Source organism: Methylobacterium variabile (assembly GCF_001043975.1).
GTDB classification, from domain to species: Bacteria; Pseudomonadota; Alphaproteobacteria; order Rhizobiales; family Beijerinckiaceae; genus Methylobacterium; species Methylobacterium variabile.
Genome location: NZ_LABY01000074.1, coordinates 16,005 through 29,961, shown reverse-complemented (window position 1 = coordinate 29,961; position 13,957 = coordinate 16,005). Strand labels below are relative to the sequence as shown.

Annotated in this window: 14 protein-coding genes; 11 read left to right on the top strand and 3 right to left on the bottom strand. The window is 71.9% G+C overall.

The window, feature by feature from the left end:
• The 3 genes from VQ02_RS12055 to VQ02_RS12045 form a co-directional block, all read left to right on the top strand.
• A partial coding sequence (locus tag VQ02_RS12055) for an FIG domain-containing protein (RefSeq protein ID WP_053080346.1) occupies positions 1 to 888 on the top strand: 888 nt, incomplete at its 5' end.
• A gap of 6 nt (positions 889 to 894) precedes the next feature.
• A complete protein-coding gene (locus VQ02_RS12050; RefSeq protein ID WP_048444439.1) occupies positions 895 to 1,755 on the top strand; it encodes a phosphoribulokinase in 861 nt (286 codons plus the stop codon).
• Positions 1,756 to 1,878: 123 nt separating this feature from the next.
• Positions 1,879 to 3,087, top strand: coding sequence for a sensor histidine kinase (locus tag VQ02_RS12045; protein ID WP_048444438.1), 1,209 nt, complete (start codon positions 1,879 to 1,881; stop codon positions 3,085 to 3,087).
• Between the two features lie 121 nt (positions 3,088 to 3,208).
• Here VQ02_RS12045 and VQ02_RS12040 read toward each other — a convergent pair whose 3' ends face one another.
• On the bottom strand, positions 3,209 to 4,243 hold the full coding sequence (locus VQ02_RS12040; protein ID WP_048444437.1) for a glutamine synthetase beta-grasp domain-containing protein: 1,035 nt from the start codon (positions 4,241 to 4,243) through the stop codon (positions 3,209 to 3,211).
• Positions 4,244 to 4,658: 415 nt separating this feature from the next.
• Here VQ02_RS12040 and VQ02_RS12035 point away from each other — a divergent pair, with 415 nt between their 5' ends.
• A complete protein-coding gene (locus VQ02_RS12035; RefSeq protein WP_048444436.1) occupies positions 4,659 to 4,850 on the top strand; it encodes a DUF2735 domain-containing protein in 192 nt (63 codons plus the stop codon).
• Between the two features lie 13 nt (positions 4,851 to 4,863).
• On the opposite strand, the gene VQ02_RS12030 is transcribed toward VQ02_RS12035, so the two are convergent.
• On the bottom strand, positions 4,864 to 5,793 hold the full coding sequence (locus VQ02_RS12030) for a glutaminase (RefSeq protein WP_048444435.1): 930 nt from the start codon (positions 5,791 to 5,793) through the stop codon (positions 4,864 to 4,866).
• Between the two features lie 183 nt (positions 5,794 to 5,976).
• On the opposite strand from VQ02_RS12030, the gene VQ02_RS12025 reads away from it, so the two are divergent.
• The 3 genes from VQ02_RS12025 (at position 5,977) to VQ02_RS12020 (ending at position 7,874) form a co-directional block, all read left to right on the top strand.
• Positions 5,977 to 6,930, top strand: a complete 954-nt coding sequence (locus VQ02_RS12025) for an NAD(P)/FAD-dependent oxidoreductase (RefSeq protein ID WP_048444434.1) — start codon at positions 5,977 to 5,979, stop codon at positions 6,928 to 6,930.
• 259 nt (positions 6,931 to 7,189) lie between these two features.
• Entirely contained in the window at positions 7,190 to 7,333 is a 144-nt protein-coding gene (locus tag VQ02_RS38145; protein WP_167350729.1) for a hypothetical protein, read from the top strand.
• A gap of 43 nt (positions 7,334 to 7,376) precedes the next feature.
• Positions 7,377 to 7,874 (top strand): CinA family protein, encoded by a 498-nt coding sequence (locus VQ02_RS12020; protein WP_048444433.1) that lies wholly within the window; start codon positions 7,377 to 7,379, stop codon positions 7,872 to 7,874.
• Positions 7,875 to 7,899: 25 nt separating this feature from the next.
• On the opposite strand, the gene VQ02_RS12015 is transcribed toward VQ02_RS12020, so the two are convergent.
• A complete protein-coding gene (locus tag VQ02_RS12015; RefSeq protein ID WP_048444432.1) occupies positions 7,900 to 9,135 on the bottom strand; it encodes a branched-chain amino acid ABC transporter substrate-binding protein in 1,236 nt (411 codons plus the stop codon).
• A 420-nt stretch (positions 9,136 to 9,555) separates the two neighbouring features.
• Here VQ02_RS12015 and VQ02_RS12010 point away from each other — a divergent pair, with 420 nt between their 5' ends.
• From VQ02_RS12010 to VQ02_RS11995, 4 genes are all read left to right on the top strand, one after another.
• Positions 9,556 to 10,779: a PepSY-associated TM helix domain-containing protein gene (locus VQ02_RS12010; RefSeq protein ID WP_048444431.1), complete on the top strand. Its 1,224-nt coding sequence runs from the start codon at positions 9,556 to 9,558 to the stop codon at positions 10,777 to 10,779.
• A 92-nt stretch (positions 10,780 to 10,871) separates the two neighbouring features.
• A complete protein-coding gene (gene purL / locus VQ02_RS12005; RefSeq protein WP_048444430.1) occupies positions 10,872 to 13,106 on the top strand; it encodes a phosphoribosylformylglycinamidine synthase subunit PurL in 2,235 nt (744 codons plus the stop codon).
• 30 nt (positions 13,107 to 13,136) lie between these two features.
• Positions 13,137 to 13,373 (top strand): BolA family protein, encoded by a 237-nt coding sequence (locus tag VQ02_RS12000; protein ID WP_048444429.1) that lies wholly within the window; start codon positions 13,137 to 13,139, stop codon positions 13,371 to 13,373.
• A gap of 19 nt (positions 13,374 to 13,392) precedes the next feature.
• Positions 13,393 to 13,923: a DUF29 domain-containing protein gene (locus VQ02_RS11995; protein WP_048444428.1), complete on the top strand. Its 531-nt coding sequence runs from the start codon at positions 13,393 to 13,395 to the stop codon at positions 13,921 to 13,923.
• Positions 13,924 to 13,957: the final 34 nt, after the last annotated feature.

Sequence of the window (13,957 nt, the reverse complement as noted above, 5' to 3'; positions counted from 1 at the left end):
CTCGCCGCCCCCGCCCCGCCCGCGGGGGCCCCCCCCCCCGCGCGGCGGCCCCGGGGGGGGGGGGCGGGGCCCGCGCCCCGCCTCGCCTTCGCGCAGGCCCTGCGCGACGCGCCGGTCGCGGCGATCGCCTGGCGCGGCGGGGAGCGACCCGAGCGGTGGGCGGCGGGAGCCGCCCTCGTCCTCGCCCTCTGCCCGCTCGAGGGGGCGGATGACCTCGACGGCGGCATGCCGGCCGGCACGCTCTTCTCCCTGCGGCCCGCCGGCCCGGACCCGGAGGCGGCCTTCCTGGCGCCCGGCCGGACCCAGGTTGCGGCGGGCTTCGTCACCTATGGGCCGCGGACCCTGCTGACCGTGACGGACGGCGCGACCACCACGGTCCGGGTCCTCGATCCGCGCAGCGGCACCTTCCGGCCCGGCTCGGTCGTCCGCATCCCGGAGGCGAGCCCCTGCTGCGCCGGCGGAGCCCGGGCGCGGCACGGGGAGGCGCCCGTGCGGGCCTTCGTGGAGGATCACCGGCGCGGTGCCGACGAGCCGCGGGGCCAGGACGTCTCGCAGGCCTGGTGCGCCTCCCTGGCGGCCGGGGCCCAGCGGGTTCTCTCCCGCGGCGGCCTGCACCCATGCCCGGCGGAGACCGAGCGGGAGGGGGCCTCCGTCCGGCTCGTCCACGAGGCGGCGCCGGTCGCGCTCGCGATCGAGGCCGCCGGCGGGGCGGCCACGGACGGGCGCGGTCGGGCGATCCTCGATCTCGCCGCCGCGACGCTGGACCAGCGCACGCCGCTCGCCTTCGGCTCGGCCCACGAGGTGGCGCGCCTCGCCCGCGACCACGACGAGGACCGCGGCGCCGGGCGCTCGCCGCTCTTCGCCGTCCGCGGCCTGCTGCGGACCTGAGCACCAGTGTCGGCGCTTCATCCCATCGTGTCGGTGACCGGCTCGTCGGGCTCGGGCACCACCTCGGTGCGCAACACCTTCGAGCAGATCTTCCGCCGCGAGGGCGTCGCGGCCGCGTTCATCGAGGGCGACGCCTTCCACGCCCTCGACCGGGCGGCGATGCGCGAGGCGATGGCCCGCGAGCCGACCCTGAGCCATTTCGGCGAGCGGGCGAACCTGCTGGCGGAGCTCGAGGCGGTGTTCCGCGAGTACGGCGCGTCCGGCCGCGGCCGCACCCGCCACTACGTGCACGACGCCCAGGACGCCGCGGCTCTCGGCGCCGCGCCCGGCACCTTCACGCCTTGGGAGGACTTCGCCGAGGGCTCCGACCTCCTGTTCTACGAGGGCCTGCACGGCGCGCTCGCCAACGCCCGCGTCGACATCGCCGGCCATGCCGACCTCAAGATCGGCGTGGTGCCGGTGATCAACCTCGAGTGGATCCAGAAGCTTCACCGCGACAAGGCCGCCCGAGGCTACTCGACGGAGGCGGTGACCGACGTGATCCTGCGCCGGATGCCCGACTACGTCACCACCATCTGTCCGCAATTCACCAACACGGACATCAACTTCCAGCGCATCCCGACGGTCGACACCTCGAACCCGTTCATCGCCCGCTGGATCCCAACCGCCGACGAGTCGATGGTGGTGATCCGCTTCCGCGACCCGAAGGGCATCGACTTCCCCTACCTGATCTCGATGATCGCCGGCAGCTTCATGTCGCGGGCGAACTCGGTGGTGATCCCGGGCGGCAAGCTCGACCTCGCGATGCAGCTGATCCTGACCCCGATGATCCTCCGGCTGGTCGAGCGCCGGCGCCGCCTGCTGTAGCCCGCCGTCTCCGCCCACCGCGGTGCGCCGGCCCGGCTTGTGCTCGGGGCAGGATGGCGTAAGAGTCCGGCCATCCGACGTGCCTTAGGGGGAAGGCACCGCGTTTTTCGAGAGTCCCGGTGCATGGCGAGTGACGGTTCGATCCGTGAGACGCACGAAGCCGGGACTGGCCGGGCCGAGCTGCCGTACCGCCTGCGCCAGCAGGCCCTGATGGGCGCCTTCGCCCGCATGGCCCTGCAGACCCGCGACCTCGACGCCCTGCTGCAGCGCGCGAGCGAGCTGTGCGCGGAGGGCCTCGGCGCATCGTGCTGCCAGGTGCTGGAGTACCGCGCCCGCGACCACGCCTTCGTGATCCGGGCCTGCACCGGCCTCGCGCCGGGCCTCGTCGGAACCGACGTGACGGCGGGAGACGAGGCGACGCCGGCGTCCTACGCCTTCCGCACCGGCGCCGGGGTGCTGGCCAACGGGATCCATGGCGGGGCGGGCGCCCCGCAGGACGGCGCGCGCTTCCACCTGCCGGACATCCTGGCGTCGGCCGACCTCTGCCACGCCGTGAACGTGCCGATCGCCCTCGGCGACGTGAGCCGGCGCGCCTACGGCGTGCTCGAGGCCTGGGGCCGGGAGGGCCACGGCTTCGACCGCGCCGACCAGGAATTCCTCGCCGGCTTCGCCGGGCTGATCGGCATCGCGGTCGAGCGCCACCAGGGCGATGCGCGCCTGCGCGACGCCCTCGACCATCAGGTGCAGCTGACCCGGGAGATGAGCCACCGGGTCAAGAACAGCCTCGGGGTGGTGGCGGGGCTGCTGCGGCTCCAGGCCCGGGACGCCCACTCGGACGAGGTGCGCCACGCCCTCGAGGATGCGGGCGCGCGCATCGCCACGGTGGCGGAGGTGCACGACCACCTCTGGCGCGGCATCCACCAGCTCGGGATGGTCGAGCTCGCGGATTTCCTGCGCGAGCTGGTGGCCAAGCTCCAGGAGGAGGCGCCGGGTCACGCGCTGGCCTGCGAGGCCGACCCGAAGGTGATCAGCGCCGACCAGGCGATCCCGATCGGGCTCGTGGTCAACGAATTGGTGACGAACGCGGTCAAGCATGCCTACCCGCAGGGCACCGGGCCGGTGCGGGTGAGCCTGGCGGTGCGGGCGGACGGCCTGCGCCTCGCCGTCCGCGACGAGGGCGTCGGCCTGCCGCCGGGCTTCGAGGTGTCGATGCGCCAGCGCTCGCTCGGCCTCAAGATCATCGGCAGCCTGATCCGGCAGCTCGACGGCCGCCTCACCACCGCGGCGGACGGGCCGGGTGCCCACTTCGTGCTCGACATCCCGCTGGCGTAGGGCCCCTCCCCCGCCGGGCCGGACCTCGGGACCCTGTCGCGACCGACAAGACGCGAACGAGAAGCGGCGCGGACCGTCAGGCCCGCGCCGCTTCTCGTCGTCATTGCAGGTCGGCCGGCGCTCAGGCGGCGGCGGAGACCTCGGTCGGGACCGTCGCGATGGTCTTCAGGATCTGCGAGGCGATCTGGTAGGGGTCGCCCATGGAGTTCGGGCGGCGATCCTCGAGGTAGCCCTTGTAGCCGTTGTTGACGAAGCTGTGGGGCACCCGGATCGAGGCGCCGCGGTCGGCCACGCCCCAGCTGAAGGTGTGGATCGAGGCGGTCTCGTGCTTGCCGGTCAGCCGCATGTGGTTGTCCGGGCCGTAGACGGCGATGTGGTCCTCGCGGGCATCCCCGAAGGCCTTCATCAGCTTCTCGAAGTAGTCCTTGCCGCCGATCTCGCGCATGAACGCGGTCGAGAAGTTGGCGTGCATGCCCGAGCCGTTCCAGTCGGTGTCGCCGAGCGGCTTGCAGTGGTACTCGATGTCGATCTCGTACTTCTCGCACAGGCGCTGCATCAGGTAGCGCGCCATCCACATCTCGTCGGCGGCCTTCTTGGAGCCCTTGCCGAAGATCTGGAACTCCCACTGGCCCTTCGCCACCTCGGCGTTGATGCCCTCGTGGTTGATGCCGGCGGCGAGGCAGAGGTCGAGGTGCTCCTCGACGATCTGGCGGGCGACCGAGCCGACGTTCGAGTAGCCGACGCCGGTGTAGTACGGGCCCTGCGGCGCCGGGTAGCCGGTCTCGGGGAAGCCGAGGGGGCGGCCGTTCTTGTAGAAGAAGTATTCCTGCTCGAAGCCGAACCAGGCGCCCTCGTCATCCAGGATGGTGGCGCGCTTGTTCGACGGGTGCGGGGTCTTGCCGTCCGGCATCATGACTTCGCACAGGACCAGGACGCCGTCGGTGCGGGCCGGGTCGGGGAAGTGGCGGACGGGCTTGAGCACGCAATCGGAGGAGCTGCCCTCGGCCTGCTTGGTCGAGCTGCCGTCGAAGCCCCAGAGCGGGAGCTGCTCAAGGGTCGGGAAGCTGTCGAAGGCCTTGATCTGGGTCTTGCCGCGAAGGTTCGGGGTCGGCGTGTAGCCGTCAAGCCAAATATACTCGAGCTTGTATTTGGTCATCTCGCGTCTCTCTTCAGGTTCCGATGGAGCCCGGGTTTCCTCGTCGGCGCCCATCACCCGCCAGCGGCACCCCCTTGCTAGCACGTCTCGTGCCAAACCCGGTCGGGCCCGGCCGAACCGGCGGAACGATCGCCGGCACGGCGCGTTCCCGGCGACCACCGTCGCGCGGCGCGCGCCTGGGGCATGGCCTTCTCCCTCGGGAGGGATGCGCTGGTGCCCAACTGCGCTGCAGAGCGTCAGACCGCCCAACTGCGCGCCACACCCCCCATGCCGACCGGAGGAGCACGGGCGTCTCTGCACGAAGTTTAGACAGACATTGTTTTTTTCGTAGTCAACCCGCGCATTCTCCGGGCAGACTCCGATATGTTCTCCATGGCCGCGGCAGCGACGCGCGGCCCTCACGGGAGGCCTCCCTATGAGCAAGACCAGTCCGCATCGTACCGCCAAGATCTACGCCTTCCCGGCCGGCGGCCGCAGCCGCGGCGGCCGCAACGACTGGTCGGCGCCCGCTCCCGCGACGATGGGAGAGCGCAGCCTCGAGATCATGCCCGAGAGCGGCGGCTACCACGACGCGGCGATCCGTGAGGAGCGCGCCCGCAAGCCGTAGGACCCCGAGGCCCCTACTCGCCGAAGATCGACCAGCCGAGGCGCTTCGTCAGCCGCTCGAGGGCGATGCGCCCGAGATGGGAGTTGCCCGCGGCATCCAGGCCGGGCGCCCAGACCGCGATCGAGGCCTTCCCGGGCGCCACCGCCAGGATGCCGCCGCCGACGCCGCTCTTGCCCGGCAGGCCGACCCGGTAGGCGAACTCGCCCGAGCCGTCGTAGTGGCCGCAGGTCAGCATCACGGCGTTGATGCGCCGGGCGCGCTCGGCCTGCACCACCGACAGGCCGGTGCTGGGATCGCGGCCGGAATGGGCGAGGAACCGCCCCGCCGTCGCGAGCTGCCGGCACGTCATGGCGATGGCGCAGTGATGGAAGTAGACGCCCAGCGTGTACTCGACCGGGTTGTCGATCACCCCGAACGACTTCATGTAGTTGGCGAGCGCGACGTTGCGAAAGCCGGTGCGCTGCTCGGAGGCCGCCACCGCCTCGTCGATGGTGATCGTGGTGTCCTGGGCCAGGAACTGCATGAAGCGCAGGATCTCGCCCAAGGCCTCGCGGGGCTGGTGGCGCGACAGGATCAGGTCGGTGACGGCGATCGCCCCGGCATTGATGAACGGGTTGCGGGGGATGCCGCGCTCGTACTCGAGCTGCACGACGGAGTTGAACGGGCTGCCGGAGGGCTCGCGCCCGACCCGCTGCCACAGCCGGTCGCCGACCATGCCCAGCGCCAGGGTCAGGGTGAAGACCTTCGAGATGCTCTGGATCGAGAACGGGACGTCGCAATCGCCCGCCGCAGCCATCTCGCCGTCGGCGCCGATTACCGCGAGGCCGAACGCCCCGGGATCGACCCGGGCGAGCTCGGGAATGTAGCGCGCCACCTCGCCGCGGTCGGGCCGCTGGCGCATCTCGTCGACGATCTCACTCACGACGGCATCGAGGTTCGGCACGGATCGGGGATTCCTGACTGCAAGGACGAGCGCGGCCTTATCGCTGCAAGTTCGGGGCCTCAAGCGCGGCGCCTCGCGCACCGTGCCGGTCGCGAGAGATTTCGCGCGATTGATTGGTGCCGCAGGAGGATTTCGCGCGTTGACGCTGCGGCCGCGCAGCGGCCGGACGGGCGGGAGAGGCGCGTGAGCCGGGACGGGACCATCGCGATCATCGGGGCGGGTATCGCCGGCGCTGCCGCGGCGCATCGCCTGCATGCGGCAGGCCGGCGCGTCGTCGTGCTCGACAAGGGCCGCGGCCCCGGCGGCCGGATGGCGACGCGGCGGGGCCCGGACTCCTTGCGCTTCGACCACGGCGCCCAGTACTTCACCGCCCGCGACCCGCTTTTCGCAGCCGTGGTGGAGAGCTGGGCGGCGCGGGGCGTCGCGGCGCCCTGGGGCGGGGCAGGCCGCCACGTCGGCACCCCGGGCATGACCGCCCCGGTGCGCGACCTTCTCGACGGGATCGACCTCCGTTGCGGCCGCGCGGTCGACCGCCTGGTGCGCGACGGTCGGGACTGGCGGCTCGCGGATGCCGAAGGCGCGGCGCTCGCCGACGGGGCGGCCTTCGCCTCCGTGCTGCTGACCTGCCCGTCGCCGCAGAGCCTCGCGCTGCTCGCCGGCGCCGGCCACGACCTGCCGGGCTTGGCGGAGGTGCGCTACGCGCCGTGCTGGACCCTGATGCTGGCGCATGACGGCCCTCCCGCGCCGGACGCGGTAGTGCGGGAGGACCGCGATCCGGACGCGACCTTCGCCTGGGTCGCCCGCGACGGGAGCAAGCCCGGCCGTGAGGCCGGCGGGACGCTCGTGGCGCACGCCTCGCCAGCCTGGTCGCGCGCCAGCCTCGAATGCGCGGCGGAGGACGTGGCCGAGCAGCTGCTCGCGGCCCTGCGGGACCTCGTGCCCCTGGGAGAGGTGCGTCACCGCGCCGCCCATCGCTGGCGCTACGCCGCGGTCGAGCGGGCCGTGGGCGAGCCGTGCCTGTTCGCGCCGGAGACCGGCCTGGGCTTTGCCGGCGACGGCTGCCTCGGGCCGCGCGTGGAGTTCGCCTACCTGAGCGGCCTCGCCCTCGCCGAACGGGTGCTCGGGGAGACAGCGTGACGGTTGAGGTGCGGAAGCGCACCGCCGGACCGGCGCGACCGGAGGTAGCGTCCTGCCACACCGGGACCATCGTTCCGCCCAAAGGCGGTGCGAACACCTCTCCCGACCGGGGAGCCCTCATCCCTCAAAGCCGGCATCGCCGGCCCCGTTGGTCGGAGTATTCCGGCCTCGCACCAAGCCACAGGGAGCCCATGAACCCGGACCGGGAGGCGCGTAGCCTCGGCGGTTCTCCTCGGATCCTTCATGTCGGGTGAGTCCAATGTCTGATGCGTCCCTTTTCCTCCACATCGCCGGATCGCTGACCTTCGTGGCCCTGGTCGGCCTCGGGATCGGCCGAGCCCTCGATGCCTGGGTGCGGCTGGCGCCGACCGGCACCGACGACGAGACCGCCCTGGCGGAGTAGGCACCGGCCGGATAGGGTCCGGACCGGGCAGGAGGACGCCGCCTTGCGCGAGTTGATGGAGAGGGCCGGCCGCGCCGCCGCGCTGCTGACGGCGCGGCGGGAGACCGTCGCGGTGGCGGAATCGTCCTCGGGCGGCCTGGTGGCGGCCGCCCTCCTGGCGGTGCCCGGCGCCTCCGCCTACTTCCTCGGCGGTGCGGTGGTCTACACGGGCCAGGCGCGCCGCGCGCTCCTCGGCCTCGACGAGGCCGGGATGGCCGGCCTGCGCAGTGCGAGCGAACCTTATGCCGAGCGCGTGGCCGCGCTCGTGCGGGAGCGCCACGGCGCGGTCTGGGGCCTGTGCGAGACCGGCGCCGCCGGGCCGGGCGGCAACCGCTACGGCGACGCCGCCGGCCATACCTGCCTGGCGGTGGCCGGCCCGGCCGCGCGCCGCCTGACCCTCGAGACCGCCAGCCCCGACCGGGCCGCCAACATGGAGGCCTTCGCGGCCGCGATGCTCGACGTCTTCCTCGACGCGCTGACGGAGGCGGACCGGACCCCGTAGGGCGGTCCGCTCGGCACGCCCGGCGTCAGCTCGGCCGGTTCATCCGGCAGGTGGTCGGCACCAGCGTGTCCTTGGTCTCGACCCGGCCGACCATCTTCCAGCCCCAGCCGGTGCCCTCCTCGTCGAAGCGCATGCCGGGCTCCATCGGCCCGAACGAGGAGATGAACATCGTCTGGAAGTACTGGTGGTCGTCGGGCCGCACGAAGCCCTCGCCGCCGGAATACGGCTTCAGGCGGGCGTTCTCGAGCTTCGGCGCGACCTTGCGCGCCTCGGACGACCCGGCCTCCTGCATGGCGGCGAGCAGGGCGTTCATCGCGTTGAAGGCCCGCGGATAGGTGGAACCGATGCCGGTGCGGGCCCGGAACGCGACCTCGAATTCCTGCGATTCCGCGTCGCCGACGTTGGCGGCGCCCTGCGTGACCTGGAACACCCGGTGGGCGAGCCCGGTCTGGCGCACCACCGTGGGACCGCCGGTGCCGCCGGCATAGTAGGTGTAGAAGCTCGCCTGGAGCCCGGCCTCCGACGCGGCCTTGAGCAGCAGGTTGAAGTCCTGGGCCCAGTTGCCGGTGATGACGGAATCCGCCCCCGAGGCGCGGATCTTGGTGATGTAGGGGGCGAAGTCGTTGACCTTCTGCAGCGGCGTCACCTCGTCGCCGACGATCTCGATGTCGGGCCGCTTCGCCTTCAGCATCGCCCGCGCCTGCTGCCGCACCGACTGCCCGAACGAGTAGTCCTGGTTGATGAGGTATACCTTCTTGATCTCGGGCCGATTCTTCATGAAGTTGGTCAGCGCCTCCATCTTGATGTCCGAATTGGCATCGAAGCGGAAATGCCAGTAGTTGCATTTCTCGTTGGTGAGCGAGGGATCGACCGCCGAGTAGTTGATGTAGATCACCTGACGGTCGGGATTGCGCTCGTTGTGCTTGGCGACGAAGTCGGTCAGCGCCGCGGCGGCCGAGGAGCCGTTGCCCTGGACCAGCACCCGGGCGCCGGCATCGATGCCCTTCTGGGCGGCGATGAGGGTCTCCTGCGGGTTGACCTTGTTGTCGTAGGCCAGCACCTCGAACCGGAATGCCTTCTGGCGGCCGTTCAGCACCTCGGCCATGTACTGGTAGTGGCGCAGGCCCGCCTCGCCGGTCGGCGCGCCGCCGCCCGAGAGCGGATCGATGAAGGCGATCTTCACGGTTTCCTGGGCGACGGCCGGGCCGCTCAGGACCAGGGCGACGACGGCGCCCCGCAGCGATTCGCGGATGGACTTCATGGTTCCTCTCCTTCGGGCCGCGGATGTCTCGCACCCGACCGGGCCGGCACCGCGTTGCCGAGATCGAAGGTCCCGCTCCGGCCGGGTGAACGTCAAGCAGAAACCGCGACTCCGCCACCCTGTTCGCGCTTCACCTTCAAGGATCCTGGAACCGGCAAGAGAAAACGACGAGACGCGCCGGACAGGATCTCGATCTTGGAATTGATCTAATTGTGACGACGGCAAGCGCACGGACCGGACACGTTGACATCCGCTTCATCCGGAGCGTAAGCGGCACGGCATCTGCCCATTGCGGTCGACGATCGCGCGACCGGACGCGAACGACGCGGGACTACACGACATGACGCAGTCCGACGCAGCGTCCGCGCGCACGGGCATCTTCGCGCCGGCCCGCCGGCCCGCGCGCGGGAGGCCCCGCCGGTGAGGTCCCTGCTGTTCCGGCTCCACTGGCTGCTCGGCCTGACCGCGGGCCTCGTCCTGATGGTCGTCGGGGTGACCGGCGGCGTGCTGAGCCTCGAGGACGAGGTCACGGCGCTCCTCAGCCCCGGCATCATCGACGTTCAGGCCCGGGAGGTGCCGCGGCTGACGCCAGACGCGCTCGTCGCCCGCCTGAGCGAGGAGGCGCCGGGACGGCGGGTCACGCTCCTCGTCATGAACGGTGCGCCGGACCGGGCGGCGCGGGTGCGCCTCGCCGATGACGGGCCGGGACGGGGGAGCGACACCTACGTCGATCCGTATGACGGGCGGATCCTCGGGCCGGCCCGGGGAGAGGCGTTCTTCGGCGTCGTGCAGCGCCTGCACCGCTGGCTGGTGCTGCCCGGCAACGGCGACGGCTGGGGCCGCACGATCACCGGCGCCTCGGCGCTGGCCCTCGTCTACCTCGCGCTGTCGGGCCTGTACCTGCGCTGGCCGAAGGGCCGCTCCGGCTGGCGGACCTGGCTGAAGCCGGCGCTCGGCCGCCGCGGCCGGCCGCTCTACTGGTCGCTGCACGCGGTCGTCGGCACCTGGGTCCTGGTGCTCTACCTCGTCATGGCGCTCACCGGCCTGTGGTGGTCCTACGGCTGGTACCGGGACGGGATGACGCTCCTGCTCACCGGCCGGCCGGCCGCGGCCGCCCCGCCCCGCGGCGCCAAGGCCGGTGACGGCAAGACCGCTGGTGCCAAGGCCGGCGGCCCGGGCCGGCGCACCCCGGCTCCCCTCGATCCCGCCTTCGCGGCCTTCGCGGCGGCGACGGGTGGCCGCTACGCCACCGCCACCCTCGGCCCGGCCCGCGAGGGCGAGACGATCCGCATCCGGGCGGTGGCGCCGGACGCCGCCCACTTCCAGGCCCGCGACGAGTGGCGCTTCCGTCCCGACGGCACCCTCGAGGCCCGCGACCTCTACGCCGACCGGACCCTCGGCGCCCGGCTCACCGGAAGCGTGCTGGCCCTGCACCAGGGCCGCTTCTTCGGCCCCGCCGGCACCGTCGCCTTCACGCTGGCGGCGCTCGCCATGCCGCTCTTCGGGGTGACGGGGCTGCTGCTCTACCTCGGCCGGCGCCGCAGCCGCCGGCGCCACGCGACCGCGGCGGTCCAGGGAGCGGCCCAGGGAGCGGCCAAGGGAGCAGCCAAGGGGGCGGCCAAGCCGGCGGCCGAGGTCGCCTGATCGGCTCCTGGCCGCGGCGCGAGTTGCCTTCCGATCCCATCAGGCATTAAGCGCACGGTCAGCAGGGCCGCCGACCGGCGAGAGGATGCCGCATGATCCGCAACGACGTCTCCATCACGCCCGAGCTCGTGCGCCAGCACGGCCTGACCGAGGACGAGTACCAGCGCTTCGTCGGGCTGATCGGGCGCGAGCCGACCATCACCGAGCTCGGCATCGTCTCGGCGATGTGGAACGAGCACTGCTCGTACAAGTCCTCGCGCCTCCACCTGAAGACCCTGCCGACCAAGGCGCCGTGGGTGATCCAGGGCCCGGGCGAGAATGCCGGCGTCATCGACATCGGCGACGGCCTCGCCTGCGTGTTCAAGATGGAGAGCCACAACCACCCGAGCTTCATCGAGCCCTACCAGGGCGCGGCGACCGGGGTCGGCGGCATCCTGCGCGACGTCTTCACCATGGGCGCGCGGCCGATCGCGGCGCTCAACGCCCTGCGGTTCGGCTCGCCGGACCATCCGCGCACGCCTCACCTCGTGTCGGGCGTGGTCGCGGGCATCGGCGGCTACGGCAATTCCTTCGGCGTGCCGACGGTGGGCGGGGCGGTGGGCTTCCACACCCGCTACGACGGCAACATCCTGGTCAACGCCATGGCGGTCGGCCTGGCGCGTGCCGACGCGATCTTCTACGCCGCCGCCACGGGCGTGGGTAACCCGATCGTCTATCTCGGCTCGAAGACCGGCCGCGACGGCATCCACGGCGCCACGATGGCGTCGGCCGCCTTCGACGCCTCGTCGGAGGAGAAGCGCCCGACCGTGCAGGTCGGCGATCCCTTCGCGGAAAAGCTGCTGCTCGAGGCCTGCCTCGAGCTGATGGCCTCCGGCGCCGTCATCGCGATCCAGGACATGGGCGCGGCCGGCCTGACCTGCTCGGCGGTCGAGATGGGCGCCAAGGGCAATCTCGGCGTCGAGTTGAACCTCGACGCGGTGCCGACCCGCGAGCCCGGCATGACGGCTTACGAGATGATGCTGTCGGAGAGCCAGGAGCGCATGCTCATGGTGCTCAAGCCCGGCATGGAGCGCGAGGCGGAAGCGATCTTCGTGAAGTGGGGCCTCGACTTCGCGATCATCGGCCACACCACCGACACGCTCCGCTTCGTCATCAAGCACGGCGGCGAAACGGTGGCCGACCTGCCGATCAAGGAGCTCGGCGACGAGGCCCCGCTCTACGACCGGCCGCACCGCCAGAACATGCACCAGCCGGTGCTGAAGGCCGAGAACGTGCCGGCGCCGATGCGCAACGTCGATGCGCTGAAGAAGCTCGTCGGCTCGCCCGACCTGTCCTCGAAGCGCTGGGTCTACGAGCAGTACGATCACTTCATCCTCGGCAACACCGTGCAGAAGCCCGGCGGCGACGCCGCGGTGGTGCGGGTCGAGGACGGGCCGAAGGGCCTGGCGCTCACCACCGACGTGACGCCGCGCTACTGCGAGGCCGATCCGGTCGAGGGCGGCAAGCAGGCGGTGGCCGAGGCCTGGCGCAACATCACGGCGGTCGGCGGCCGCCCGCTCGCGATCACCGACAACCTCAACTTCGGCAACCCGGAGAAGCCGGAGGTGATGGGCCAGTTCGTCGGCTGCATCCAGGGCATCGGCGAGGCCTGCCGCGCCCTCGACTTCCCGGTCGTGTCCGGCAACGTCTCGCTCTACAACGAGACCGAGGGCGTCGGCATCCTGCCGACCCCGACGATCGGCGGCGTCGGCGTGGTCGACGACGTGAACAGGATCGCCACCGTCGCGCTCAAGCGCGACGGCGACGCCCTGGTGCTGATCGGCAAGACCGCGGGCTGGCTCGGCCAGTCGGCCTATCTGGCGGCGGTCTGCGGCCGCGAGGAGGGGGCGCCGCCCCCGGTCGATCTCGCCGCCGAGAAGCGCAACGGCGACTTCGTGCGCGGGCTCATCACCTCCGGCCTCGTCGACACCGTGCACGACCTCTCCGACGGCGGCCTCGCGGTGGCGGTCGCCGAGATGGCGCTGGCGGGCAATATCGGCGCGGTCCTGCCCGAGTGTCCCCTGCCGGTGCCCTGCCACGCCTACCTGTTCGGCGAGGACCAGGGCCGCTACCTCCTGGCAGTGGAGCCCGACGCGGTGGCCGACCTCCTCTACAGCGCCAGCGCACAGGGCATCGACGCGGCGGTGATCGGCGTCACCGGCGCCGATTCGCTGACCCTGCCGGGCGACGAGATCATCACCCTCGAGGACCTGCGCGGGGCGCACGAGGGCTGGCTGCCGAACTACATGGCCCGTCCCGCCGCCGACCCCGCGGTGAACGCGGCCTGATACCCCGACCCTCGAGAAGGAGACGATCCCATGCCGATGGACGCCCGCGAGATCGAGGCGATGATCCGGGAAGCCCTGCCCGACGCCACGATCGAGATCCGCGACCTCGCCGGCGACGGCGACCACTACGCCGCCACCGTCGTGTCGGCGGCCTTCAAGGGCAAGTCGCGGGTGCAGCAGCACCAGATGGTCTACGGCGCGCTCCAGGGGCGCATGGGGGGCGTGCTCCACGCCCTTGCCCTGACCACGGGCGTGCCGCAGGATTGAGCCCCCGGAGGGCCGCCGCATGGACGAGAGCCGCTCGGATCGGCCGAGCCTCTACGACGAGGACGTCGTCGCCTGGGCGGAGCAGCAGGCGGCGGCCCTCCGGGCCCTCGGCGCGCGGCCAGAACTCTCGAACGTCCTCGACTGGGAGAACATCGCCGAGGAGGTCGAGTCGGTGGGCTCGTCACAGGTCAGCGCCGTCGCGAGCACGATCCGCCTCGTGCTCGTGCACCTGATCAAGCACCTCTCAGCCCCGCACCTGCCGCCAGCACAGCACTGGCGCTCGGAAATCGTGGCGTTTCAGCTCACAGGGCGGGCGGGCTATCGCGCCTCGATGCGGCGGAAGATCGATCTCGACAGAATCTGGCGTGATGCGGTCATCCAGGCGGAAGCGAACCTCGCCGCCTACCACGACGCACCGGTGGCAGGCCTGCCGGAGAGCTCACCGTTCACGCTGGACGAACTCGTAGCCGAGGACTTCGACATCGATCGCAGCTTGATCCAGCTGGCCGCGTCGCTCGATTCCACGCGTCCAACTCGGCGCCGGCGCTGAGACCACCGCCCAAGTGCCCCTTGGCAAGCGCCCC